This window comes from Bordetella sp. N, assembly GCF_001433395.1.
Lineage (GTDB): Bacteria > Pseudomonadota > Gammaproteobacteria > Burkholderiales > Burkholderiaceae_B > Bordetella_C.
Genome location: NZ_CP013111.1, coordinates 3,256,499 through 3,281,660, shown reverse-complemented (window position 1 = coordinate 3,281,660; position 25,162 = coordinate 3,256,499). Strand labels below are relative to the sequence as shown.

Annotated in this window: 23 protein-coding genes and 1 pseudogene; 16 read left to right on the top strand and 8 right to left on the bottom strand. The window is 64.9% G+C overall.

Going from position 1 to position 25,162, the window contains the following annotated elements; translation table 11 throughout:
* Positions 1-47: 47 nt before the first annotated feature.
* Positions 48-1,184, top strand: a complete 1,137-nt coding sequence (gene lptF / locus ASB57_RS13985; RefSeq protein WP_082622012.1) for an LPS export ABC transporter permease LptF — start codon at positions 48-50, stop codon at positions 1,182-1,184.
* 97 nt (positions 1,185-1,281) lie between these two features.
* Here the strand turns inward: lptF and ASB57_RS13980 are convergent, their stop codons facing one another.
* Positions 1,282-2,202, bottom strand: a complete 921-nt coding sequence (locus tag ASB57_RS13980) for a LysR family transcriptional regulator (protein ID WP_057652777.1) — start codon at positions 2,200-2,202, stop codon at positions 1,282-1,284.
* A 332-nt stretch (positions 2,203-2,534) separates the two neighbouring features.
* On the opposite strand from ASB57_RS13980, the gene ASB57_RS13975 reads away from it, so the two are divergent.
* Positions 2,535-3,755 carry an ABC transporter substrate-binding protein gene (locus tag ASB57_RS13975; protein ID WP_057656144.1) on the top strand — a complete coding sequence of 407 codons (1,221 nt, stop codon included), beginning with the start codon at positions 2,535-2,537 and terminating at the stop codon, positions 3,753-3,755.
* Between the two features lie 60 nt (positions 3,756-3,815).
* Entirely contained in the window at positions 3,816-5,309 is a 1,494-nt protein-coding gene (locus ASB57_RS13970) for a CoA-acylating methylmalonate-semialdehyde dehydrogenase (protein WP_057652776.1), read from the top strand.
* A 38-nt stretch (positions 5,310-5,347) separates the two neighbouring features.
* On the opposite strand, the gene ASB57_RS13965 is transcribed toward ASB57_RS13970, so the two are convergent.
* Together ASB57_RS13965 and ASB57_RS13960 are read right to left on the bottom strand one after the other, a co-directional pair.
* A complete protein-coding gene (locus ASB57_RS13965) occupies positions 5,348-5,605 on the bottom strand; it encodes a 4-oxalocrotonate tautomerase family protein (RefSeq protein WP_057652775.1) in 258 nt (85 codons plus the stop codon).
* Between the two features lie 83 nt (positions 5,606-5,688).
* On the bottom strand, positions 5,689-6,411 hold the full coding sequence (locus tag ASB57_RS13960; protein WP_057652774.1) for an SDR family NAD(P)-dependent oxidoreductase: 723 nt from the start codon (positions 6,409-6,411) through the stop codon (positions 5,689-5,691).
* Between the two features lie 112 nt (positions 6,412-6,523).
* On the opposite strand from ASB57_RS13960, the gene ASB57_RS13955 reads away from it, so the two are divergent.
* A complete protein-coding gene (locus tag ASB57_RS13955; protein WP_057652773.1) occupies positions 6,524-7,411 on the top strand; it encodes a LysR family transcriptional regulator in 888 nt (295 codons plus the stop codon).
* A gap of 25 nt (positions 7,412-7,436) precedes the next feature.
* Here the strand turns inward: ASB57_RS13955 and ASB57_RS13950 are convergent, their stop codons facing one another.
* The gene (locus ASB57_RS13950; protein ID WP_057652772.1) at positions 7,437-8,171 is read right to left on the bottom strand and encodes a hypothetical protein; all 735 of its coding nucleotides are present in this window, start codon (positions 8,169-8,171) and stop codon (positions 7,437-7,439) included.
* A 6-nt stretch (positions 8,172-8,177) separates the two neighbouring features.
* A pseudogene (locus tag ASB57_RS13945) lies at positions 8,178-9,590 on the bottom strand (MFS transporter); the annotation flags it as partial.
* A gap of 206 nt (positions 9,591-9,796) precedes the next feature.
* Here ASB57_RS13945 and ASB57_RS13940 point away from each other — a divergent pair.
* On the top strand, positions 9,797-10,741 hold the full coding sequence (locus ASB57_RS13940; protein WP_057652770.1) for a CysB family HTH-type transcriptional regulator: 945 nt from the start codon (positions 9,797-9,799) through the stop codon (positions 10,739-10,741).
* A 345-nt stretch (positions 10,742-11,086) separates the two neighbouring features.
* Positions 11,087-11,419: a DUF2325 domain-containing protein gene (locus ASB57_RS13935; protein WP_057652769.1), complete on the top strand. Its 333-nt coding sequence runs from the start codon at positions 11,087-11,089 to the stop codon at positions 11,417-11,419.
* 140 nt (positions 11,420-11,559) lie between these two features.
* On the opposite strand, the gene ASB57_RS13930 is transcribed toward ASB57_RS13935, so the two are convergent.
* Complete coding sequence (locus ASB57_RS13930; RefSeq protein ID WP_057652768.1) at positions 11,560-12,330, bottom strand: anti-sigma factor; 771 nt, start codon at positions 12,328-12,330, stop codon at positions 11,560-11,562.
* Positions 12,327-12,842: a sigma-70 family RNA polymerase sigma factor gene (locus tag ASB57_RS13925; RefSeq protein WP_057652767.1), complete on the bottom strand. Its 516-nt coding sequence runs from the start codon at positions 12,840-12,842 to the stop codon at positions 12,327-12,329. Before ASB57_RS13925 ends, ASB57_RS13930 begins: the two co-directional genes overlap by 4 nt.
* Positions 12,843-12,989: 147 nt before the next feature.
* Here ASB57_RS13925 and ASB57_RS13920 point away from each other — a divergent pair, with 147 nt between their 5' ends.
* Positions 12,990-14,069 (top strand): catalase family peroxidase, encoded by a 1,080-nt coding sequence (locus tag ASB57_RS13920; protein WP_057652766.1) that lies wholly within the window; start codon positions 12,990-12,992, stop codon positions 14,067-14,069.
* Complete coding sequence (locus ASB57_RS13915; protein WP_156414166.1) at positions 14,066-14,596, top strand: cytochrome b; 531 nt, start codon at positions 14,066-14,068, stop codon at positions 14,594-14,596. Before ASB57_RS13920 ends, ASB57_RS13915 begins: the two co-directional genes overlap by 4 nt.
* Before the next feature lie 162 nt (positions 14,597-14,758).
* Here ASB57_RS13915 and ASB57_RS13910 read toward each other — a convergent pair whose 3' ends face one another.
* On the bottom strand, positions 14,759-15,445 hold the full coding sequence (locus ASB57_RS13910) for a C40 family peptidase (protein WP_057652764.1): 687 nt from the start codon (positions 15,443-15,445) through the stop codon (positions 14,759-14,761).
* Between the two features lie 234 nt (positions 15,446-15,679).
* On the opposite strand from ASB57_RS13910, the gene ASB57_RS13905 reads away from it, so the two are divergent.
* The 8 genes from ASB57_RS13905 (at position 15,680) to ASB57_RS13870 (ending at position 25,091) form a co-directional block, all read left to right on the top strand.
* Positions 15,680-17,566 (top strand): propionate--CoA ligase, encoded by a 1,887-nt coding sequence (locus tag ASB57_RS13905; RefSeq protein ID WP_057652763.1) that lies wholly within the window; start codon positions 15,680-15,682, stop codon positions 17,564-17,566.
* The gene (locus tag ASB57_RS13900) at positions 17,563-17,967 is read left to right on the top strand and encodes a heme-binding protein (protein ID WP_057652762.1); all 405 of its coding nucleotides are present in this window, start codon (positions 17,563-17,565) and stop codon (positions 17,965-17,967) included. Before ASB57_RS13905 ends, ASB57_RS13900 begins: the two co-directional genes overlap by 4 nt.
* Positions 17,967-19,346, top strand: a complete 1,380-nt coding sequence (locus ASB57_RS13895) for an MFS transporter (RefSeq protein WP_156414165.1) — start codon at positions 17,967-17,969, stop codon at positions 19,344-19,346. Before ASB57_RS13900 ends, ASB57_RS13895 begins: the two co-directional genes overlap by 1 nt.
* Positions 19,343-20,356: a 4-hydroxyproline epimerase gene (locus ASB57_RS13890; protein WP_057652761.1), complete on the top strand. Its 1,014-nt coding sequence runs from the start codon at positions 19,343-19,345 to the stop codon at positions 20,354-20,356. The genes ASB57_RS13895 and ASB57_RS13890 overlap by 4 nt, the downstream gene beginning before the upstream one ends.
* Before the next feature lie 26 nt (positions 20,357-20,382).
* A complete protein-coding gene (locus ASB57_RS13885) occupies positions 20,383-21,045 on the top strand; it encodes a DsbA family oxidoreductase (protein WP_057652760.1) in 663 nt (220 codons plus the stop codon).
* A 184-nt stretch (positions 21,046-21,229) separates the two neighbouring features.
* The gene (locus tag ASB57_RS13880) at positions 21,230-22,267 is read left to right on the top strand and encodes an aliphatic amidase (protein ID WP_057652759.1); all 1,038 of its coding nucleotides are present in this window, start codon (positions 21,230-21,232) and stop codon (positions 22,265-22,267) included.
* Between the two features lie 3 nt (positions 22,268-22,270).
* Complete coding sequence (locus ASB57_RS13875; RefSeq protein WP_057652758.1) at positions 22,271-23,086, top strand: CbbQ/NirQ/NorQ/GpvN family protein; 816 nt, start codon at positions 22,271-22,273, stop codon at positions 23,084-23,086.
* On the top strand, positions 23,070-25,091 hold the full coding sequence (locus tag ASB57_RS13870) for a nitric oxide reductase activation protein NorD (protein WP_197425053.1): 2,022 nt from the start codon (positions 23,070-23,072) through the stop codon (positions 25,089-25,091). The genes ASB57_RS13875 and ASB57_RS13870 overlap by 17 nt, the downstream gene beginning before the upstream one ends.
* The last annotated feature ends 71 nt before the right edge of the window (positions 25,092-25,162 follow it).

The following is a 25,162-nucleotide window of genomic DNA, read 5'->3' as shown; positions in this document are numbered from 1 at the left end:
TTTCCCGAGTGTCGTTCAGTGCGGACGATTATCCCGCATATTTTCCCATGTCCCTATTCAAACGGTCTGTCGTCAGCGAGATCACGAGTCACGCAGGCGTTGTGTTCTCCACGCTGGTAGTAGTTTGGCTCAGTGTTCTGTTGGTGCGTCTGTTGGGCGAAGCCGCCGGCGGAACGATCGGTGCCGACGTGGTGCTGGGCCTGGCGACCTTCTCCACGATTACCGCCTTGCCCACCATCATGACCGTGGCGCTGTTCATCGCAGTGCTGACCACGGTCACCCGCAATTATCGCGAATCCGAGATGGTCGTCTGGTTCGCCAGCGGCCTGTCGCTGGCCGACTGGCTGCGGCCCGTCATGCGCGTGGCCATTCCGGTGGCGTTCATCGTGGCGGTGCTGACCCTGGAAGCGTCGCCCTGGGCGTATCGGCAGATCGGCGAGTATCGCCAGCGCTTCGAACAGCGTTCCGACCTGTCGAAGGTGACGGCCGGCCAATTTGGCGAGTCCAGCAACGGCGACCGCGTGTTTTTCGCGGAGAACCCCACCGATCCTCATGACGAGCTGGGCCATGTGTTCGTGCGCGCCATCGACCCGGAATGGCTCAGCGTGCTGACCGCCGACAGCGCGCACACCGAAGTCCAGCCCAATGGCGACCGCTTCCTGGTGCTGGGCGCGGGTCACCGCTATGACATGAAGCCGGGTTCGGCCGAGTTCCGCATGGTGGCATTCGACCATTACGGCGTGCGCCTGGAAAGCAAGACCGGCAGCGATCCGGTGGAGGCCGCCAGGGCCGCCGCAGAGCGTTCCAGCAAGGCCCGCTCCACCATGCAACTGGTGGACGACAACACCACCAGTTCGTGGTCGCAGGTGATGTGGCGGGTGTCGATGCCGCTGGCGGCCTTGAACCTGGCGCTGCTGGCGATTCCGCTGGGTGCGGTCAACCCGCGCCTGGGACGTTCCGGCGACCTGTTGATCTCCGGCCTGGTGGCCCTGCTGTACATGAACCTGATCAACCTGGTGCGGGCCTGGATCAGCGATGGGCGGATTCCGTTCAGCGTGGGTTCCTGGGCCATCCATGCGGTGGTGCTGGGCTTCGGTATCTATCTCTTCCACAGGCGCTTGCGGGTGAAGGCGCCACGGGACAAGGGCAAGCCGGGCAAACCGCCCACGCCGGCCGCGGCGTGAAGATGAAGAAGGAGGCGCAATGAGCGCCTCCTTTTTTTACGCTGCTCGTATCGGTTGTCGTGGGGATATGCCGGACCTTCGTCACTGCTTCACTGCCTCATTGCAGATAGCGAAGGGCGCCAGCCCGGCCGGCCAGCAAGGGGGCGTTGCGCAGCCCGGATTTGCGCATGAAATCCCACAGCAGGGTGACCCGCTTCAGTTTGCGCAGGTCTTCATGGCAGTACATCCAGAAGCTGCGGGTGATGGAGATTTCACGCTCCAGGATGGGCACCAGGCGCGGGTCCTGCGCCGCGATGAAGCAGGGCAGGATGGCCAGGGACTGCCCTTGCAGCGCCGCGTGGTACTGGGCGATCACGCTGGTGCTGCGCAGCACGACCCGGCTGGCGGGCAGCAGGTCCTCCAGATAGCGCAGGCGTTCGCTGAACAGCAATTCGTCTACATAGCCGATGAAGGTGTGGTTGGCCAGGTCGTCGCGATGCTGGATGGGCGGGTGACGCGCCAGATAGTCCGGCGTGCCATAGAGTTTCAGGGCGTAGTCGCACAGCTTGCTGCACACATAGGGGCCGCGCTGGGGGCGTTCGATGGTGATGGCCAGGTCGGCCTCGCGCTTGGACAGGCTGACGAAGCGTGGCACCGGCAGGATGTCCAGGGTGATGTGGGGGTAGCGGCGCTGGAAGTCCGCGGCCAGCGGGGTCAGGACGTAGCTGCCGAAGCCTTCCGTGGCGCCGATGCGCATGTGGCCCGATAGCGCCTGGCCTACGCCGGAGAGGTTCTCGCGCGCATTGTGGACGCAGGTTTCCATTTGCTCGGCGTGGACGAACAGCCTTTGGCCGTCCTCGGTGAGCATGAAGCCCGCGCTGCGGGACTTCTCGAACAGCAGGATGTCCATTTCCGCTTCCAGCGCCCGTACCCGGCGGGCGACGGTGGTGTGTTCCACGCCCAGCAGGCGGGCGGCGGCGCTGACGCGTTGAGTGCGGGCCACGGCGAGGAAGTATCGCAAGCTATCCCAGTCCAGCATGTTCGTCTCGCTCCTTCTTATTGAGGAAGTTTTTTGATAATGGGGGGCTCCCCCCATAAAAAATATCTCCCCACTGCATTGTGCATTTTTAAACAACCGATGTGCATTTTGGGTGATTGCTCGGGGATTTTTACACATCTACACTGGGCCACGGTCCGATAGAGACCGGCTCGGGCCGACAGGGGCACAAGACCCCTGATGGCCGGCAGCGCCAACCAGGAGACAAGGTCATGACATTCCTCAATGCCGCGCCAGCCAGGCTGGGCGCCGTGGCGCGCGCTCGCGTGCGTATTCCCACCGTGTTGTCCCATGTGCGCCGTGCGCTGCCCGCGCTGTCCTTGCGAGCATCCGTGCTGCCGGCGCTGGCTCTGGCCGCGCTGCCGCTAGCGACCCAGGCCGCTCCCCCGGCCGTAAAAATCGGCGTCCTGACCGACATGTCGGGCAACTATGCCGCCATGGGCGGCGCCGGCTCGGTCGCCGCCGCGCAACTGGCCATCGATGATTGTCTGGCCACGCAATGCAAGGGCATGAAGATCACGCTGGTGTCGGCCGACAACCAGAACAAGGCCGACGTCGGCGCGGCGCGCGCACGCGAATGGTTCGACCAGGACAACGTCAATGCCGTCGCCGACCTGACCAATTCCGCGGTCGCGCTGGCGGTGCAAGGCATCGCCCGCGAAAAGAAACGCATAGCCTTGTTCTCCGGCCCCGCCACCACCGCGCTGACCAACAAGGAATGCTCGCCCACCGGCTTCCACTGGATGTTCGACACCTATTCGCAATCGGTGGCGGCGGCCAAGGCCACGGTGGCCAATGGCGGCAAGTCCTGGTACTTCATCACCGTCGATTACGCCTTCGGCCATGCGCTGGAAGCCGACACCGCCAAGGCCGTGAAAGCGCTGGGCGGCACCGCGGTGGGCAGCGTGCGCCATCCCCTCAACGCACCAGATTTCGCGTCCTATCTATTGCAGGCGCAGTCCTCCAAGGCGCAGGTCGTGGCCCTGGCCAATGGCGGCCAGGACACGGTCAATGCCGTCAAGCAGGCGCGTGAATTCGGCATCGTCTCCGGTGGCCAGCGCCTGGTGTCCTTGCTGGTCTTCCTGTCCGATCTGCGCGCGCTGGGCCTGCAGAACGCGCAAGGCCTGTCCTATGTCGACGGCTTCTATTGGGACTATGACGACGCGTCGCGCAAGTGGTCGGCGCAGTTCGAGAAAGCCTTCCGCGGACTGAAGCCGACGATGACCCAGGCCGGCGTCTACTCCAGCGTGCTGCATTACCTGCGTGCCGTAGCGGCGGCGGGTACCACGGACGCCGACAAGGTGGCGGCGCAGATGCGCGCCATGCCCATCGACGATCCCATCATGCGTCACGCCACCATTCGGCCCGATGGCCGGGTGATCCACGACATGTATCTCTACCAGGTGAAGACGCCGGCCGAATCGAAAGGCGAATGGGACTACTCACGGCTGATATCGGTGATTCCCGCCGCCGATGCCTTCCAGCCCCTGGCCGATTCCACCTGCCCGCTGGTGCAGCAGACGGCGCGCCAATAGCACCCGCACGAACGCACCCGCACGAACGAACTTGCACGGACCGAAACCAAGGAGACCATCATGACCGACATCCCCCGTTTGCCACTGCTGATCGGCGGTGAACTGGTTCAATCGCAGACCACGCAGTGGCGCGACGTCATCAATCCCGCGACCCAGGAGGTCGTGGCCCAGGTGCCCTTCGCGACCCAGGACGAACTGAACCGCGCCGTTGCCAATGCCAAGGAGGCCTATAAGACCTGGCGCAACGCCGGCCAGGGCACGCGCATGCGCGTGATGCTGAAATTCCAGCAGCTGCTGCGCGACAACACCGGCAAGCTGGCGGAGATGATCACGCGCGAGCATGGCAAGACCCTGCCGGATGCTGAAGGCGAGGTGGGGCGCGGCCTGGAAGTGGTCGAACATGCGTGCAGCATCGCCAGCCTGCAGCTGGGCGAGTATGCGGAGAACGCCGCGTCCGGCATCGATGTCTATACCCTGATCCAGCCCCTGGGGGTTTGCGCCGGCATCACCGCGTTCAATTTCCCGGTCATGCTGCCTTGCTTCATGTTTCCCATCGCCGTGTCCTGCGGCAATACCTTCATCCTGAAGCCTTCCGAGCAGGATCCGACGGCATCCTTGTATCTGGCGCAGCTGGCGCTGGAGGCGGGCTTGCCGCCGGGCGTGTTGAACGTGGTGCATGGCGGGCCGGATATCGCCATGGGCATTTGCGACCATCCCGATATCAAGGCGGTTTCCTTTATCGGATCGACGCGGGTGGGCACCGAGATCTATCACCGGGCTTCGGAGGCGGGCAAGCGCTGCCAGGCCATGATGGGGGCGAAGAACCATTGCGTGGTGCTGCCCGATGCGGATCCCGAAGTGGTGCTCAATCAGCTGTTGGGCGCGGCTTTCGGGGCGGCGGGCCAACGTTGCATGGCGACGTCGGTGGCGGTGTTCGTCGGCAAGTCGCGCGAATGGTTGCCGGAATTCGTCAAGCGTTCGCGCAAGCTGAAGGTGAATAACGGCACGGATCGGCAGGCTGACCTTGGCCCCTTGGTGTCGCCGTCCGCACGCAAGCGCGTGGAAAGTCTGATCCAGCAGGGCGTGGATGAGGGCGCGCAGTTGCTGCTGGATGGCCGCGATATCAAGATCAGCGGATTTGAGAAGGGCAATTTCGTCGGACCCACGGTGTTCTCGGGGGTCAAGGGCGATATGAAGATCTACACCGAGGAAATCTTCGGGCCGGTGCTGTGCGTGGTCGAAGTGGAGACGCTGGAGGACGCGGTGGCCTTCATCAACGGCAATCCCAATGGCAATGGCGTGGCGTTGTTCACGCAGGATGGGGCGGCGGCGCGTTATTTCCAGAACGAGATCGATGTCGGGCAGGTGGGGATCAATATCCCCATTCCGGTGCCGGTGGCCTGGTTCAGCTTCACCGGCTCGCGGGGATCCAAGCTGGGCGACCTGGGCCCCAACGGCAAGCAGGCGGTCCAGTTCTGGACGCAGACGAAAACCATCACCGCCCGCTGGTCCGGCCACGGCCGCACGGTCAACTCGACAATTTCGATGAAGTAGCTTGCTGTGCGGGTCGCGGCTTGTCAGGACAGCATGGACTAGCTATCCTTCTTCCCTGGCTCTGCCGCGCCCCCGCGCTGCTTCGCGCGGTATTCGGGCACCGTGACGCCGCCGACGCCCCAGTTTTCCATCTCCACTTCATCAATGACGACGAAGGTCGAGGCTTGCGGCTTGCCGAGGACCTCGAAGAGCAGATCGCTGACACCCTTGATCAGGGCTTGCTTCTGCGCCGCTGTGGTGGCAGTGGCACCGGGCGTGGTGCCTTCGCGGGTGACTTTGATGTTGACGTAGGGCATGGCGGACCTCCTGGATGGTCTGTAACGCAGTGGATCGCAGCGAAGTTACGGGTGATCATCAAGGGATGATCGCCAGCATGCGATTACCAGCGGCCGGCGTGCTGGCCGCCGTCGACATTCAACGTTTCACCAGTGACGAAGCCGGCGCGTTCAAGATACAGCACCGCCTCGACGATGTCGTCGATCTCGCCCATCCGGCCCATGGGATGCAGCCGGGCCAGGACTTCGTGCGTTTGCGCCGGGTGCATCGGTGTCTTGACGATGCCGGGTGCCACGGCATTCACGCGTATGCCTTGCTTGGCGTATTCGATCGCCAGACCACGGGTGGCGGCGTCCAGTCCGCCCTTGGTCAGCGAGGCCAGCCCCGCGGACACGCCAGCGATGGCCTGGTTGACCAGCGTCGTGGTGATCTGCACGATATGGCCGCTTTCCTGCCGCAGCATATGGGGCAGCACGGCTTGGGTGATGTGAAAGAAACCATCCAGGTTCACGTGCAGGGCCTGGGTGTAGTCCTCGACCGTGTAATCGGTGAAGGGCTTGCTGATGAAGATGCCTGCGTTGTTGATCAGGGTGTCGATTCGGCCGAAGCGTTCGATGGCGGTGTCGACGATCTTGCGCGCGGTGGCGCGGTCACCGATGTCACCTGCGACCGTGACCAGCGTGTCGTCGCTGGATGGGGCGATGTTGCGGGAGTTGGCGACGACGGCATAGTCAAGCTTGCGGTAGGCCAGGGCGATGCCAGCGCCGAGGCCTTGCGACGCGCCGGTAACGATGGCGACCTTGGGGGTGGTGTGGGTGTTGCTCATGATGCGCTCCTTGCACGATGCCGACACAGGGTTGCCGGCTGGGCGGGTTTGAGAGGTGTGAGTGCAAAGATAGGCGCGTGCGACGCTGTGCGGAATTCGCTATCCTTTATCAATGACTGAGAAAAAACGCACAGAGCTGGATTGGCAGGATGTTCGCGTCTTTTTGGCGTTGGGACGTCATGGCAGTCTTTCGGCGGCGGCGCGGTTGCTGGCGGTCAATCACGCGACCATCGCGCGCCGGCTGCGGTCGTTGGAGGCAACGTTTGGGGAAAAGCTGGCCGAGCGCCGCCCATCGGGCTATGTGCTGACGCCCGCCGGGCATCGCATGCTGGCGGCGGCTGGCGATATGGAAAGCGCGATGCAGACGCTGGGCCGGGGCGGGCAGGACGGAACGCCGCGCGGGCTGGTGCGTGTCAACGCTCCACCAGCTTTGGCCATGGGCTTCCTGATCGAGCGGATGGCGCTGATACCGGGCCGTTTTCCCGGCCTGGATATCGACCTGGCTGCTGACGTAAGGGCGGTCAGCCTGGACCGCCATGTCGCCGACATCGCCATCCGTCTGGGGCGGCCGACGGATGGCGATGTGGTCGCCAAGCCCTTGGGCAGCATGGCCTATGGGTTTTACGGCACACCTGAAGTGTGCCGACGGATCAAGGAGGGCGACGAGCCGGTCTTTGTCGGCTTCGATGAAATCAATGCCGATCTGCCGGAAGCGGTATGGCTGGCGCGTCAACATCCGCAAGCGCGCGTAGCGTTCCGCGCCAACAACCAGGTCGGCCAGGCCATCGCCGCCCGCACCGGCGTCGGCCTGGCGCTGCTGCCGCACTACATTGGCCGCCAGGACACCAGACTACGGCACCACCCCATGCCAGCGACCCCGCCGTCCCGTGAAATCTGGCTCCTGACCCGCCGCCTCGACCGCAAGAACATCGCCGTCCGCACGGTCGTAGACGCAGTGATCCAGCTATTCGAGGAAAACCAGGGGCTGTTTATCGCGTGAACTGGTGGCAATACCGAAGGTGAAATCACGGAGCGAGACGCTGACGCCATCTTCCCGAATGTGGACAAACTACGGCAGGTTCGCCGTTGATGCAGACTTGCTCCTGCTGTGGGGCGGGAGGTGAGGGCACGTCGAACTGGATCTGGAGGGTTTGCGCCACGAGGGGGTCTTCGATGGGCAGTTCCCAGGTGAGGAAAAGCTGGACGTTGTTCTGGTCGGACGCGAAATCCACTTCGTCGAAGCGGTCGCGCCCGCGTGGCACGACGCCGTGCGGTTGGCAGGTGTCGAATACCAACACCGTTCCTCGGTGCAAAGGAATACGGTGGCCCGTCGCGGGGAACAGGACGTCCAGGCCCCGGTCTTCGCTCATGAACAGATTGCAAAACGCCGCGCTGCCGTATTGCTCACCATCATGATGGAAGCGCGCGCCCCGGCAGGCCATCAGCGCGACATCGCTGGCGGCGAGCAGGCCAGGCAGGCCCTGCGCGCCGGTCCACGCCGCTGCCGCCTGTACGCAGCGGCCATAGTCCGGCCAGCGCGCCCGTGCGCGTGCCAACGGCATGGATTCAACGTCCCCTGGTTCCAGAACCAGGCGCGTCGAAATCTCCCTTTTCCAATCGGCCAGCAGCCGGGCAGGCGGCGCGGGCACGTCGACCACGCCGGACAACACGGTGTCGCTGACGCGACGGCCCCGCAGGGTGTCGCCGCTATAAAACCAGGAAATCAGCCGCTCTTGCGCCGATGCATTGCGTGGACTCATCGCGCGTCAGGCCGCCTTGGACGCCGGCTCTGCCTGCTTGACCACCTGGTCCAGCCGCTTGTTGTCCAGGCGCAGCCACACCAATGCCGACAGCCAGGTAATCAGACCCACGCAAACGAAGGCCCACGTGAAGGCCGGCGCCAGATGCCGCTCGGGGCCTGCGATCAACGTCACCAGACCGCCGCCCACCGTCACGCCCAATCCCATCGCCACCATCTGGAACATGGAGAAAAGGCTATTGCCCGGGCCAGCCTGCTGCGGACTTAGCGAGGTCAGCGTGACGCTGTTCATCGCGGAGAACTGCATGGAGTTGCCAAGACCGAACGCGGCCAGCTGGAGGATCTGCAACCACAAGGGCCACGTCGGGGAGAACAGCGCGAAGGAGATGATCCAGAAGCCCACGAAAACCGTGTTGGCGACCAGGAAGCGCTCGTAGCCAAAACGCAGGATCAGGGGCGAGACCCAGGATTTCGAGACGGCGCCCGCGGCGGCGACGGGAACCAGCATCAGGCCGGAATGCAGCGGCGTGTAGCCCATGCCCAACTGCATCATCAAGGGCAGCAGGAAGGGCACGGCCGCCGCGCCGATGCGGCAGACCAGATTGCCGGCGATGCCCACCGTGTAGTTGGTTTCTTGAAACAGGCTCAAGGGAAACAGGGGAAACGCCCGTCGGCGCGCTTGCGCGTAGTAGGCCAGCGCCGCCAGCCCGCTTAAGACGATCAACCCGGTGGCCCAGGCGGCCTGGTGATCGGCGGCGGGGACGTCCAGCGCCACCGAGAAAGCCACCAGGCAGGCGGCCAATAAGACACAGCCCAGGAAGTCGAAGCGCGGCGTGTCCTCCAGCCGCTGCGCGGGCATATACCGGCGCACGGCCCAGAGGCCGATCAGCCCAACCGGGACGTTGATCAGGAAGATCCAGTGCCAGCTGAGCGCCTGCACGAAGATGCCGCCCAGCACGGGCCCGAATATGGGGCCGATCTGCCCGCCTATGGCCATGAACGCCAGCGCTGAAATGAACTCCCTGGGGGAGACGGTGCGCAGCACGGTCAGCCGTCCGATCGGCAGCAGCATGGACGCCCCCGCGCCTTGTAGCACGCGCGCCATGACCAGTTGAGTCGGCGAATTGGAAAGGGCGCACAGCAGCGACCCCACGACAAACGTCAGAATGGTGGCGAAGTACACATTGCGGCTGCCGTAGCGGTCAGCCAGCCAGCCCGACGCTGGCATGATCATCGCCATGGTGATCATGTAGGCCACCACCACCGGCTTGAGCGCCAGCGCCGTGACGCCCAGGTCGGTGGCGATCGCCGGCAGCGCGGTGTTCACTATCGTGGTGTCCAGCGTCTGCATGAAGAAGCCGGCGGCCACTATCCATAACAACGGGGCATGCGCACTGTTTCTGGCCATCTGTTTTCGTTTTAGAAGTGACTTGTGCCGGCTGGTGTCTCCAGGATCCGGCTAGCTGCTCCTGATCCCCCGGCGGGAGTCAATTGTCGCCCATGGACCCCCTCGGCCCGCTGAAATTGGCTGTCGACAGGCTTCCGGCAGAGCTAAGCTTATACGAATATGGAATTTGGAAAGGCTTCTTTATTACCTATAATTGGGTTCCAGATCAGGAACCCCTCATGAACCTGCAACAATTTCGCTTCGTCAGAGAAACCATCCGCCGCGACTTCAACCTTACCGAAGCCGCGCGGATGCTTTATACGTCCCAACCTGGGGTTTCCAAGGCCATCATCGAATTCGAGGATGAGCTTGGCGTCAAGATTTTCGAGCGTCATGGCAAGCGCATCAAGGGCTTGACCAAGCCCGGCCTGGCCGTGTCGCAGGTGATCGACCGCATCATGCGCGAAGTCGACAACCTGAAGAAGGTCAGTGATGAATTTGCCCGGCGCGATGAGGGCGGTCTGGTGATCGCGTGTACCCATACGCAGGCGCGTTACCTGTTGCCGCGCGTGATCCCGGCGTTCCGCAAGCAATTCCCCAAGGTGCATCTGTCCCTGGCCGAAGGCAGCCCGTCGCAGCTCGCGGAAATGGTGCTGCATGAGCAGGCCGACCTGGCGATCGCCACGGAATCCCTGGCCTTGACCCCCGGGCTGGCGACCATGCCTTGCTATACCTGGGAGCACACCGTGGTGGTGCGGCCGGATCACCCGCTGGCCGAGCTGAAGTCCAGCGAGGCCAAGCGGCTGACCCTGGAGCAATTGGCGGCTTTCCCCATCGTCACGTACGACCGTGCCTTTACCGGCCGTTCGACGATCGATGAAGTGTTCGCCAGCCAGAGCATCCACCCGGACATCGTGCTGGAGGCCATCGACGCCGACGTGATCAAGACGTACGTGGACGTCGGCCTGGGCATCGGCATCATCGCCGGCGTCGCCTACGATCCGCGGCGGGACTCCGGGCTGATCGGCCTGCCCGTGGGGCATCTGTTCGGCACGCACACGACCCGGGTCGGTGTGAAGTCGGGTGTCTTCCTGCGCGATTACGTCTACACCTTCATCGAGATGCTGACCCCGGCGCTGACCCGCAACGTCGTCTCGAAGGCCGTCCAGGGACAGTCGGAGTAGGCCCCCCCCCCGAGTCGCTGCGCTCCTCCCCCCAGGGGGGCGCACCCGCGGCCCGGGGGGCCCGGCTCCGCGGTGCCCCGCTTATCCGGTTCTTAAGTTATGCCCGTGACGGGCGCTGCCAGGGATGGTGGCGCCCGTTTTGCGTTCCGCGGCTGAAACCTTTCGCCGTTACGCCGCCGCCCCTGGGGCGGCGGCGGTCCCCCCCAGGGATCTGCAACATTCTTTCCACTATGCCTCCGCCATTTCAATAAAAAATATAAATAAGAAGTCTTCTCATTTACTTGCTCAAACAAACAAGAATCATTATCATTAATTCCACTTCAACGACGCAACGAGGGAATTCTCATGGCGGGACTAAGCGCAGTAGTAGTGGGGGCGGACCGGCTAGGCAATATCCCGGACCTGCTGAAGGGACACAACATTTCGATCACGCACCACATCAGCGGCCGTGATCCTTCACATCAGAAACGCGGTCTGTCGCTGCCCACGGGCACGCAGCTGGTGATTCTGCTGACCGACTTTCTTGGCCACAACGTCATGAAGACGTTCCGCCATTCGGCCCAGCGCGCAGGCATCAAAGTGGTGGCCTGCCGCCGTTCGGTATGTAGCATGCAGCAGGCGCTCAGCCAGTGCGGCTTGTGTCCGAACAATCCCAACAACGCCGCCAAGGTTCACTAAGCGGCGGGGTTCGGCAGTAGCTGGATGCTTCAAGGGCCGTCGTGTGGGCTGATCTTGCAAATCAACCCACACGACGGCCTTTTTTATTTTGAAGGGGGGCGTGGGGCATGGCCATGCCCCACGCCCCAGGCCCCATGCTCCTAGGTCTGCTGGTCCAGCACCCGCGCGACGTCGCTGGCGCCCACGCTGGCTTCCGGCCCGACCACGGCGTACAGCAAGCCATGCAGGGTGCCGTAGCGGGCCAGCAAGCCCCCATCGGTGCGCTTGCCCGTCGGCAACAGCCGCTGCGGGGATTCCGGTGGCCGCACATAGAAGCTCAGCGTGCGACCGTCCGCATCCGTATAAAGCACCATGGCCGCCGTGCCCCCCTCGGTGGCGAACAGGCGGCCGCCGATCGGACGGAAACCCGCCGTGCCCAGATCCGGCAGCTTCGCCTTGGGCCCGACGCTCTGCTCCAGCCACGTCTGCAGCGCACCCACGTCGGATGCAGTGAAATCGATGCGCGCGCTGCGGTCGACCACCATCAGCTTATAGGCCGCGATCGCGTCGCTCATGGGCAGGGCCCGTGCGGACATCTCGGCCACTTGCGTCTGCCAGCCGCGCGCCTGCCAACCGCCCAGGCTGCCCAGGCCCAGGCACAGCACCAGCGACGCCGCGATAGCCATGCGCACCCGGTTACGCGCGGCCTGTTCCGCCCGTATCACGGCCGGGTCGAGTGCCCGGCTCGCGGGCGGCGGCGGCAGGTCCGCAAGCGCGGCGCGCAGATCAGCCACGTCCGCCATCCAGAGCCGCGCCAGCGCCGCCCGGTCGGGATGGCGGGCAAGATCGCGCTCGACCGCCTTGCGCGCCTCGGGGTCGAGCTGGCCGTCCACGTAGGCGTGGAGAAGGTCGTCGTCAGGGGGATTCCTCATTTCATGACTCGTAATAAAGGCGCCGGCCGCTTGCCGTCGCTCAACTGGCGCAAGGCCTGGCGCGCGCGTGACAGGCGCGACATCACCGTGCCGATCGGCACGTCCAGCAGGTCGGCCACCTGCTGGTAGGTAAACCCCTCGACCGCCACGAGCAGCAACAGGCCACGCTGGTCGGCGGACAGGTCGCTGAAGGCGTTGAGCGTCGCGCGGGTGGTGGCCAGGTCCTCGGCCGACGGCCAGTGCGCTTCGTCCGCTTCCTGCAGGGTACCCAGCAGCCGGCTGTGGCGCTTGGCGCTGCGCTGGCTGTCCAGAAAGCGCCGGTGCAGGATCGTGAACAGCCAGCTGCGCAGACTGTCGTCGCCACGCCGGCTGGACCAGCGTGACAGCGCCCGCTCCATGGTCGACTGCACCAGGTCGTCGGCCGCGTGCACGTCCCGCGTCAGCCACAGCGCGAAGCGCCGCAGCCGCGGGATCAGGTCACGCAGTTGTACGTCTTGGTCGGTCGAAAGCATGGCGGGGATGCAGGGATCAGAACAGTAAGACGTGCGACGGGCGTTTTTATTCCGTCAAATGAGAAAAAATATTCTATGGAATAAACCGCGTCCTGGCTCGTCTTACAGGGGTTCTGAACAAGACCCTCTGGGTCGGGAGTAATTTTCATGGATCAGAGTACATCGCGGGGCGATCCGGGTAACCGGACGCTGCGCTGGGTGGCGATAGGCGGCGCCGTGGTCGTCGTGGTGCTGGCTTTCGGCTATGTCGGCGGCTGGCTGGCGCCCGCCCGCCTTACCCCCAAACGCGTCGTCGATGCCTTGCAGGCCAATAGCGGGGAACATGCGGGCTACCGGCGCAATCACGCCAAAGGTATCTGCGTGGGCGGTTACTTCGAGGGCAATGGCGCGGCCACCGCCTATTCGACCGCCCCGTTCTTCGCGGCGGGCAAGACCCCGGTGGTGGGCCGCTTCGCCTTGCCGGGCGGCAATCCCTACGCGCCTGACAGCAGCGTGCCGATCCGCAGCATGGCCTTGCGGCTGACGGCGGCGGACGGACAGCAATGGCGGACCGGCATGAACAGCATGCCGGTGTTTCCCCTGGCGACCCCGCAAGCCTTCTATGAACAATTGAAGGCGAGCGCGCCCGACCCCAAGACCGGCAAGCCCGATCCCGCCAAGATGAAGGCTTTCGTCGGCGGACATCCGGAAATGTCCGAGTTCCTCGCCTGGGTGAAGACCGCCAAGCCCAGCGCCAGCTTCGCCACCGAAACCTATTACTCCTTGAACGCCTTCTATCTGGTGAACAAGGACGGCACGCGCCAGGCGGTGCGCTGGCGGATGGTGCCGCAGCAGACCGATGGCGCCGGCGCACTGGCTGCACCCAGCGACCCCGATGTCTTGCGGGAAGACCTGCCGCGCCGCATCGAGGCCGGTCCGCAGCGCTGGAAACTGCTGCTGACCCTGGCGGCGCCTGGGGACGTCGTGGACGACGCGACCAAGACCTGGCCTGAATCGAGGCAGACGGTAGAGGCCGGCACCCTGGTGCTCGATAGCGTGGCGGCGCAGGACAGTGGCCCCTGTAGGGACGTCAATTACGACCCGACGGTATTGCCGGCGGGGATCCAGGTTTCCGGCGATCCGCTGCTGGCGGCGCGGTCGGCGGCCTATGCGGATTCCTATCTGCGGCGCACCAGTGAAGAGGCCGGTGTTCCCGGCGCGGCTCCCCTGTCCACGGAGAAGAAATGATGAAAACCGTATTTGGTTTGCCCGCGCGGCTGTTGCATTGGGTCATGGCGGTGCTGATCGTCGCGATGCTGTTTATCGGGGTGGGGATGACGGCGACGGTGTCGACCTGGCATGACACCTTGTTGTCGCTGCATCGGCCCCTGGGGGCGGCGATCCTGGTCCTGGCCTGTCTGCGGTTGGTGGTGCGGCTGACGTCGCGGCCACCGGCCTTGCCCGCGGATCTGCCGGCCTGGCAGAAACTGGCCGCGCATGGGTCGCATCTGGCGTTGTACGGGATGATGATCGCCATGCCCTTGATCGGTTGGGCGATGGTGTCGGCGGGCGGCTATCCGGTGACCCTGTGGGCGGGGATGACGTTGCCGGCGATCCTGCCGGCGGATCCGACGCTGTTTGCCTGGCTGCGACTGGCGCATCGGTGGGTGGCGTATCTGTTCTTCCTGACCTTCGTAGCGCACTTCGCCGCGGCCTTGTACCACGGCCTGATCCGTCGCGACGGCGTTTTGAGGTCCATGACCGGAAAAGGGTAGGGGGAGGGCCCGCCCCCAGGCGCTCCGCGCCTCCCCCTCAAGGAGGCGGCACTGGCGGCACTGGCGTTCCGGCAAAGCCGGCTCCGCTGTGCCCCGGATTGAAAAGGCCCGTTCCTATGGAACGGGCCTTTACCTTTCCTGGGCCTTGGCCCATAACGAAATTCAGTTGCCTGCGCGGGCCTGCGCGATCAGCGTGCTGTCGATGCGACGCGCGCCGTTGTAGCGCTTGCTCCAGTACGCCAGCTCCATGCTCTCGATGCGTACCTTGCCACCCGCGCTGGGCGAATGGACGAAGCGATCGTCGCCCAGGTAGATGCCGACGTGCGAGTACCGGCGGCCCATGGTGTTGAAGAACACCAGGTCGCCCACCTGCAGGTCATTGCGCGCCACCGACATACCCACCTTCTGATAGATATCGGCGGCGTTACGCGGTAGCTTCAAACCCAGCGACTGTTCGGCGACGTAGGACACCAGCCCGCTGCAATCGAAACCGGTGGCCGGCGACGACCCGCCGAAGCGATAACGGATGCCAAGGTAGTTCAACGCCTCGCCCGCCAGCAGTACATTGTCGGTGCCGTTGCCGGTCTTGTAGGACATGCCCGCGCTACGCGAGGGCCGGCGCAGCTTCTCGGCCAGCAGCATGCCGATGGGATCGTCGGAATTGTTGGCCCAGGAGGCCTCGTAGCCTTCGAGATCGGTCGACGCGTAGTCGTAGCGCTCGGAGGTACCGGTGTTGGCGCAGCCGGCGAGTATCGCGACGCCGAGCGTCACGCCGCCAAGCCTGGCCAGGCGCGTATTGAGTAGGGGAGAGAAAAATCGTGAGAGCAGACGGTGGCCGTATCGGTTCATTGTTCGCTTGAAGGCGCTTGAGACGCCTGGAAGACGACGGATGACCGCCGTAAGGGTTAAGAAGGATGCTTAACGCAAAAGCTCACGCAAATAGGTAAACGCAAATTGATAACATGCGTAATAACCCGCGTGATTCTATCAATGTTGCGTACAGTTGTGTATGAAACTGCGTACAGAAAAGATGTAACTACTCCGCAGAATCTGAAACAGATGGGACCATAACAGGAGACAAGCGTGCAAAAAATCCGTGATTTCCATTACGCCTCTGTACATCAGCGGGAGGAATTTTGGCGTAGAGAAGCAGGTCGCATTCATTGGGATACGCCTCCGGAACGGACTTTGGACGACAGCCGCCTGCCTTTTGCCCGCTGGTATGTCGGAGGCACCACCAATCTCTGTTACAACGCCGTCGATCGCTGGCTCCCCCTTCAGGCGGATAGACAGGCCCTGATCTGGGTATCGACCGAGGTCGACCAGGAGCGCACCTATACGCAGGCGCAGCTTTATGAAGAGGTGAATGCGGTCGCCGCCATGCTGCGCGAGCAGGGTGTGGACAAGGGCGACCGGGTGCTGATCTATATGCCCATGGTGCCGGAGGCCGTGTTCACCATGCTGGCGTGCGCCCGCCTGGGCGCCATCCATTCCGTGGTGTTCGGCGGTTTCGCCGCGCACAATCTGGCGCAGCGCATCGACGACGCACAACCCAAGGTCATCGTGTCGGCCGACGCCGGCTCGCGCGGGGGCAAGGTCATGGCCTACAAGCCTTTGCTGGACGAGGCGCTGACCCTGTGTCAGTCGCGGCCCGCCGCCGCCATCGTGCTCGACCGGGGCCTGGCGCCCGCGCCACTGCGCGAGGGCGAATGGGATTACGCCCAGTTGCGCGCGCGGCACCAGGGCGCACGCGTGCCCGTGGCCTGGCTGGAGTCGTCCGAGCCCAGCTACATTCTTTACACGTCGGGCACCACCGGCAAACCCAAGGGGGTGCAGCGCGACACTGGCGGCTATACCGTCGCCCTGGCCGCGTCGATGGAATACATCTTCAACGGCAAGCCGGGCGAGACGTTCTTCTGCACCAGCGATATCGGCTGGGTAGTGGGCCATTCCTACATCGTCTACGGGCCCCTGATCGGCGGCCAGACCACCATTCTTTACGAGGGCACGCCGGTACGGCCCGACGGCGCCATCCTGTGGAAGCTGGTCGAACGCTACAAGGTCAACACGCTGTTTTCGGCGCCGACCGCGGTGCGGGTGCTCAAGCGCCAGGATCCCGACCTGCTGAAGCGGCACGACCTGTCTTCGCTGCGCGCGGTCTATCTGGCCGGCGAGCCGCTCGACGAGCCCACCGCGCGCTGGATCGGCGAGGCCCTGGGCAAGCCCATCATCGACAACTACTGGCAGACCGAAAGCGGCTGGCCCATCCTGTCGGCCCAGCCCGGCGTGGAGCGCACCGCTCCCCGCCTGGGCAGCCCATCGTTCCCCACGTACGGCTATGACGTGCGGGTGGTGGACGAAAGCACCGGGGCGGACCTGGAGCCGGGGCAAAAGGGCGTGGTGGCCATCGTGCCGCCGTTGCCGCCGGGCGCGATGAGCACGATCTGGGGGGACGACGAACGCTTCGTCCGCACGTATTTCGAATCCATCCCGGGGCGCCAGGTGTATTCGACCTTCGACTGGGGGCGGGTCGATGACGATGGCTACTGGTTCATCCTGGGACGCACCGACGACGTCATCAACGTGGCCGGACACCGGCTGGGCACGCGGGAGATCGAGGAGTCCCTCAGCAGCCATGCCAGTGTGGCCGAATGCGCCGTGGTAGGCGTGGCCGATGCCTTGAAAGGGCAGGTGGCGCGCGCCTTCGTGGTCTTGAAGGACCCCACGCAGGCCGAAGGCGACGCGGCCATGCAGGCGCTGGAAGGCGATATGATGCGCGTGGTCGATCGGCAGCTTGGCGCGGTGGCGCGGCCTGCTTGCATCCGGTTCGTCGCGGCCTTGCCCAAGACACGCTCCGGCAAGGTATTGCGGCGGGCCATCGTGGCGGTGTGCGAAGGGCGCGATCCCGGCGACCTGGCGACGATCGAGGACCCCAACGCATTGGAACTGATCAAGGAATCGCTGAGATGAATAGCAAGCCTGTCCTTACCGCCGACGACGTCAAGAAGATCCTGGCGGCCGCCGAAGCGCATGCGCGGTCCAACAAATGGGCGGTGTCGATCGCGGTGGCCGATGACGGCGGCCATCTGCTGGGCATGCTGCGCCTGGACGGCGCCGCGCCCATCTCGGCCCAGATCGCACCGGCCAAGGCGCAGACCGCCGCCGTAGGACGACGCGAATCCAAGGTCTACGAAGACTCCATCAATAATGGCCGCTACGCCTTCCTGTCCGCGCCCATGACGGGCATGCTGGAAGGCGGCGTGCCTATCGTCGCGCAAGGCGTGGTGGTGGGCGCGGTGGGCGTGTCCGGCGTCCAGGCAGCTGACGATGCCGCCACCGCCAAAGCCGGCATCGCGGCCCTGGGCCTGTGATGTCGGCGCCGCCGCCGGAAGCAGGCCAAGCCAGCAACTCCGGTGATCCCGCCGGGGCCGCCGTTGCTGCGCCGGCTCTGGCGGCGGCCAGCCTGAATCCAGGCGTGACCCGGCGCGAGGTCTGGGCCTGGGCCATGTACGACTTCGCCAACTCGGGCTACACCACGGTCATCCTGACCACGGTGTTCAGCGCCTACTTCGTCGGCGTGGTCGGGCAGGGCGAGCACTGGGCCACCCTGGCGTGGACCGGCGCGCTGTCGCTGTCTTACCTGGCCATCATGTTGACCATGCCCACCTTGGGCGCGCGTGCCGACGCCCGCGCGGCCAAGCGCCGGCTGCTGTTCGCCAGCACCGTGGGCTGCATTCTGGCGACCCTGACCCTGACGCAAGCCGGGCCGGGCGACGTCTGGCTGGCCTTGATCGGCGTTGCCCTGTCCAACTATTTCTATTGCATCGGCGAATCAGTGGTGGCGGCTTTCCTGCCCGAGCTGGCGCGGCCGCATGCGCTGGGACGCGTGTCCGGCTGGGGCTGGAGTTTCGGCTATTGCGGCGGCCTGCTCAGCCTGGGCCTGTCGCTGGTGGTGGTGACCCTGGCCCAGGCCAAGGGTCTGGGCGCGGCGCAGTTCGTGCCTTGGGTCATCGTAGTGACGTGCGCAGTCTTCGCGCTGTCGGCCTTGCCCTCATTTTTCCTGTTGCGCGAACGCGCGGTGCCCACCGGCGGGCCGGGCCGCGCCGCCCCCGACATGCTGGGCCAGCTGGCGCGGGCCTGGCGCGAGACGCGCAGCCACTTCGTCCAGTTTCGCCGGCTGTTGATGTGCGTGACCTGCTATCAGGCCGGCGTGGCGGTGGTCATCACGCTGGCGGCGGTGTACGCGGAACAGGCAATGGGTTTCCGTACCGAGCAGACCATGATGCTGGTGTTCGTGGTGAACATCGCGGCGGCGGCGGGGGCTTTTCTGTTTGGCTATATGCAGGACCGCGTCGGTCACAAGCGGGCCCTGGCCATGACCCTGTGCGGCTGGATCGCCATGGTGCTGGTGGCTTATTTCGCCGTGACCGTGCCGGTGTTCTGGATCGCCGCCTTTCTGGCGGGCCTGTGCATGGGCACCAGCCAGAGCGCCGGCCGCGCCATGGTAGGTTCCCTGGCACCGTCCGGGCGGCAGGCGGAGTTCTTTGCCTTGTGGACCTTCTCGGTGCAGCTGGCGGCGGTGATCGGGCCGTTGACGTATGGCCTGATCACCTGGCTGACGCAAGGTAATCATCGCCTGGCCATTCTTGCCACCGGCCTTTTCTTCCTGGGCGGACTGCTGCTGTTGCGGCGCGTCGATCTGGCTCAGGGCATGCGTGAACGAATCGCGGCAGACGGAGGTCGCCCATGAGTTCCCACACTTTTTTCTGCGTCGACGGCCACACCTGCGGCAATCCCGTGCGCCTGGTCGCCGGTGGCGCACCGGCCCTGGTCGGCGCGAATATGGTCGAGAAACGCGCGCATTTCCTGCGCGAGTACGACTGGATCCGCACCGGCCTGATGTTCGAGCCGCGCGGCCACGACATGATGTCCGGCGCCATCCTGTATCCGCCGACGCGGCCGGATTGCGATATCGCTTTCCTGTTCATCGAAACGTCGGGCTGCCTGCCGATGTGCGGACACGGCACGATAGGCACGGTCACCATGGCGCTGGAACGTGGCCTGGTGACGCCGCGCGAGCCGGGCCTGCTGCGCATCGATACGCCCGCCGGCGTGGTGCAGGCGCGTTACGAGATGGACGGGGCCTACGTTGACAGCGTGCGCATCACCAATGTGCCGTCCTTCCTGTTCGCCAGCGGGCTGGAAGCCGAAGTCGAAGGCCTGGGGACCATCGTGGCCGACGTGGCCTATGGCGGCAACTTCTACGCCATCGTTTCGCCGCAGCAGAATTTCCCCGGACTGGAGCACGTGCAGCCGTCGGACATCCTGCTTTGGAGCCCGCGCGTACGCCAGGCCTTCGGCGCGAAATACCAGTTCGTGCATCCGGAAAACCCCGCCATCAACGGGCTGTCGCACGTGCAGTGGACCGGCGTGCCGCAGCACGCTGAAGCGCATGCGCGCAATGCGGTGTTCTACGGCGACAAGGCCATCGACCGTTCGCCTTGCGGCACCGGTACGTCGGCACGCATGGCGCAGTGGGCGGCGCAGGGCAAGCTGGACGTGGGCGATGACTTCATCCACGAGAGCATCATCGGCACCTTGTTTCGTGGCCGGGTCGAGGCGCGTGCGCGGGTGGGCGACTTCGACGCCATCGTGCCGTCCATCGAAGGATGGGCGCGCATGACCGGCTATAACACCATCTTCATCGACGACCGTGATCCCTTGAAGCACGGCTTCCTGGTGAAGGACGAACTGCGCTGAGCGATCGGCGCCAGGACTGGACAATCATGACTCAAACGCTACGCATCGACTACGTTTCCGATATCGCCTGCCCGTGGTGCGCGGTGGGGCTGTGGTCGCTGCAACAGGCCATCGCCAACGTGGGCAATGAAGTGGACGCCCGCATCGTCTTCCACCCCTTCGAACTGAATCCGCAGATGCGGCCGGAGGGCGAAGCCATCGTCGACTATCTGGGCAAGAAGTACGGCCGCACGCCGGAGCAGATCGCCGAGTCGCAGGCCATGATCCGCGCGCGCGGCGCCAGCGTGGGCTTTGCCTTCGGTCCGCGCACGCATGCCTACAACACCTTCGACGCGCATCGCCTGTTGCATTGGGCGGGACTGGAGGGCAAGCAGTTTCCCCTCAAGGCCGCCTTGCTGACGGCCTATCACGGCGACGGCAAGGACCCCAGCAATCACGACGTGCTGGTCGAGGCCGCGGTGTCGGTGGGCCTGGATGGCGCCGCCGCGCGCAAGGTGCTGGATAGCGGGCAGTACGCGGACGAGGTGCGCGCGGAAGAGCAGGAGTACATCGACATGGGCATCCAGTCCGTGCCCAGCATCATCTTCAACGAGAAATACCTGTTAAGCGGCGGCCAGCCGCCGGAGGCCTTCGAGCAGGCGATACGGCAGATCCTGGCGGAATCCGCGTCCGAGTCCGAGTCCGCCTAGGGTTAGCCCCGATGTCCGCCTTGCGGATGGCGCTGCTAGAGTAGCTCCACCAATTTCTTTCAGCGCCGGTCGCCAGTGTTGCCGACCCAGCGTTGGGCAAAAAAGCCCTCTCCCGGGATGTATTCCCGGGAGAGGGCTTTTTTTCGTTCGCGTTTTTCATCCAGAAACTTTCAAGGGGTTCCTCATGAGACACGGAGATATTTCCAGCAGCAAGGATTGCGTCGGCGTCGCGGTGGTCAACTATCACATGCCCAGGCTGCATACCAAGGCCGAGGTGCTGGAGAACGCCCGCAAGATCGCCGACATGGTGGTGGGCATGAAGCAGGGCCTGCCGGGCATGGACCTGGTGATCTTCCCGGAGTATTCGACCCACGGCATCATGTACGACGCCAAGGAGATGTACGAGACCGCCGCCACGGTGCCCGGCGAGGAAACGGAAATCTTCGCGGCCGCCTGCCGCAAGGCCAAGGTCTGGGGCGTGTTCTCGCTGACCGGCGAACGCCACGAAGAGCATCCCAACAAGGCGCCGTACAACACCCTGATCCTGATGAACGACCAGGGTGAGATCGTGCAGAAGTACCGCAAGATCATGCCGTGGGTGCCGGTGGAAGGCTGGTATCCGGGCGACTGCACGTATGTGTCCGAAGGGCCCAAGGGCATGAAGATCAGCCTGATCATCTGCGATGACGGCAACTATCCGGAGATCTGGCGCGACTGCGCCATGCAGGGCGCCGAGCTGATCGTGCGCTGCCAGGGGTATATGTACCCCGCCAAGGACCAGCAGGTGATGGTGGCCAAGGCCATGGCGTGGATGAACAACGTCTACGTGGCGGTGGCCAATGCCGCCGGCTTCGATGGCGTGTATTCCTACTTCGGCCATTCGGCCATCGTCGGCTTCGACGGCCGTACCCTGGGCGAGTGCGGCGAAGAGAGCATGGGCATCCAGTACGCGGAACTGTCCACGTCGTTGATCCGCGACGCGCGGCGCAATGGGCAATCGCAGAATCATCTGTTCAAGCTGCTGCATCGGGGCTACACGGGCAAGATCAATTCGGGCGAGGACGTCAATGGCGTGGCGGCCTGCCCGTACAACTTCTACACGCGCTGGGTCAATGATCCCGAGGGCACGCGCAAGCAGGTCGAGGCCATCACGCGCGGCACGGTGGGGACGCCGGAATGCCCCATCGAGGGTATTCCGCATGAACCCGCCGGACATCGTTGAGCCATGGCGGACATCCGCGATCCGCTGGCGGCCTGGCGCATCGAAGCCGAGCCGTATTACCGGCCGGTGGGGGACGAGGTCAGGCGCTATGAAATCGCGCATGCGCGGCGCCTGCCTTTGATTCTTAGCGGCCCGACCGGTTGCGGCAAGACGCGCTTTGTCGAGCACATGGCGTGGCGGCTGGGCGTGCCCTTGATCACCGTGGCCTGCAACGAGGACATGACCGCGTCGGATCTGGTGGGCCGCCATCTGCTGGACGCCGACGGCACGGTCTGGCATGACGGGCCGTTGACGTTGGCGGTGCGGCATGGCGGCATCTGCTATCTGGACGAGGTGGTCGAGGCGCGGCAGGACACCACGGTGGTCATTCATCCGTTGACGGACGGGCGGCGTGTGTTGCCCTTGGACAAGAAAGGAGAGCAGCTGGCGGCGCATCCGGACTTTCAGCTGGTGGTTTCGTACAACCCGGGTTACCAGAGCGCGGCCAAGGATATGAAGCCGTCGACGCGGCAGCGGTTCGGGGCCATGAGTTTCGATTACCCCGTCGCCGCGGCGGAAGCGGAAGTGGTGGCGCATGAGTCTGGCATTTCCTTGTCGCTTGCCGAGCAGCTTGTCGCCGTCGCGGGGCGTACGCGGGCCTTGCGGGGGCATGGACTGGAAGAGGGGGCGTCGACGCGTTTGCTGATCTACGCGGGGTGTCTGATGCGGGATGGGCTGGATCCGCGGTCCAGTTGCGAGATGACGCTGATGGGGTCGTTGACGGACGATCCCGATGTCTTGCAGGTGCTGCGGGATTGCATCGATGCGACGTTTGGATGAGGCCGCGGCGCGGTCCATGGCGTCCTCTGATGACGCCATAGGGTGGGGGCGGCTGGACATGCCGGATGACGTCGTGGCGCGGGCGTGCGCGCGGCTGGATATGACGTTGCGGGCGTTCGGCCACGGGGACGTCAGGGCCGCCGCGATGGCGGACACCGCGGCTTGGGTCGAAGGGGGCGCGCCGGCGCCAGCCTTGGCAGGCGATGGAGCGGCGAACGTCGTGCTCACGTCTGGGGGGCTGATGGTGCCGGAGGGCGTGCTGCACGATCAGGCCCTGCATCGCGCCGTGGCGGCGCATGCGTTGGCGCATTTGCGCCATACGCCAACGGGCGTGCCTGCCGGGCGGATGAAGGCCATGACGCTGGCGGTGCTGTCCCTGCTGGAGGATGCGCGCGTCGAGCGTTTGCTGGCGGCGGAGTTGCCCGGGCTGGGGCGATGCCTGGAGCAGGCCTTGTTCGTGGGAGAGTCCGATCCGGGACTGGATTTCTCGTCGCTGGCGCTAAGGCTGGCGCGGGCCATCGCACGGCCTTCGCATGGCGATGGCAACTATTGGGTTGAAAAGGGCAGGGAAGCGTTCGAACGTCTTTGGCGCGCGGGCGCTCGCCGGCGGGAGGATTACACGGCATTGGGGCAGATGCTGGCGAATGATTTAGGCCAGATGCGCGTGCGCATGGACCCGGACCATTACGTGCGGCCGCGTCACCGTGATGACGACAGTTGGCTGTGGCGGCATCCTGCCGATGCGGAGCAGGTCCTGCTGGCCTCGCAGGCGCAGGATACGTCCGCCGGCGAGGGGGCCGCTGCCACCGATGCTACGCCGGTAGCGCCACTTGAGCCGCCCGCGCCATTGGAGCCATCCGCCGCACAGGAGCGGCGCGGGCCGCACGCGCCGAACGCGCGGGCGGTGGCGCCCGCGCTATCCGCGCAGCGTGGAACAGCCGAGCCGCGAGAGCGGCCGGAGTTACCCGCGCCGGGACGGGTGTTTCATTATCCAGAGTGGCATCATCGTGCGGGGCTGCTGCGGGAGAACTGGTGCCGTTTGGAAGAGTTCGGTCCGGGGGCCTTGCCGCTGCCGTCGGCAGCCGCATCGGCGGCGTCGGCAGCATCGGCGGAATCGACGCGTGGGCCAGCTCAGTCTTCGGCACCGCTTCAAAGGAAAAGATCGAAGAAACGCTCGGCCATGGGCGCGTTGCGGCTGCCGCGCGCGCACGATCTGGATCGTGCGCATCGTCTGCGGCGGCAGGGGGAAGGCGAGACGCTGGATATCAATGCGGCCATCGAAGCAGCGGTGGACAGGCGCGGCGGGACGATGCCGGACCCGCGCATGTTCATCCGCCCTGGCAGGCGGGTGCGGTCCGTCAGTGTGCTGGTTCTGCTGGATTTGTCGGAATCGGCCAATGATCGCGGGCAGGATGGACATAGCCTGCTGGACCGCGAGCGTGACGCCGCGTTGATGCTGGCTGCTGCCGCCGGCGCGGCAGGCCATCGCGTGGCGATCCACGGTTTTCATTCGAACACCCGGCAGAATGTCCGCTACCTGCGCCTGTTCGATTTCGGCCAGCCGCTGGATGCCGTTGCGCACGCGCGCATCGACGCGCAGCAAGCCGCCTGGTCGACTCGCCTGGGCGCGGCCCTACGCCACGCCACCGCGTTGCTGACCGTGGCGCACCACGCGCCCACCGCGCGCCGCGCGTCGCCAGCGCGCTACACGCCAAATGCGCCAAATGCGCCAAACACGCCAAATGCGCGCCGCGCGATTCTGGTCATCACCGACGGTGCGCCGTCGGACATTGACGTGCATGACTCCCGTCATCTGGTCGAAGACGCAAGGACTGCCATCGCCCAGGCGCGCGGCCAAGGCATCGCCTGCCACTGCCTGGCCGTGGACGGCAACGCCGTCGACGACGTCCGCCGCATGTTCGGCCCCCGTGGCCACGACATCGTTACCGACCCGGCCGTGCTGCCAGTCCGCCTGGCGCGCGCCTTCGCCCGATTGCTAATATGAAGACAATCTCGATGAGGACACTGTCGATGAGGACAAGCCCGGCTGGAAGCACCCAATTGATTGGCCAGAAG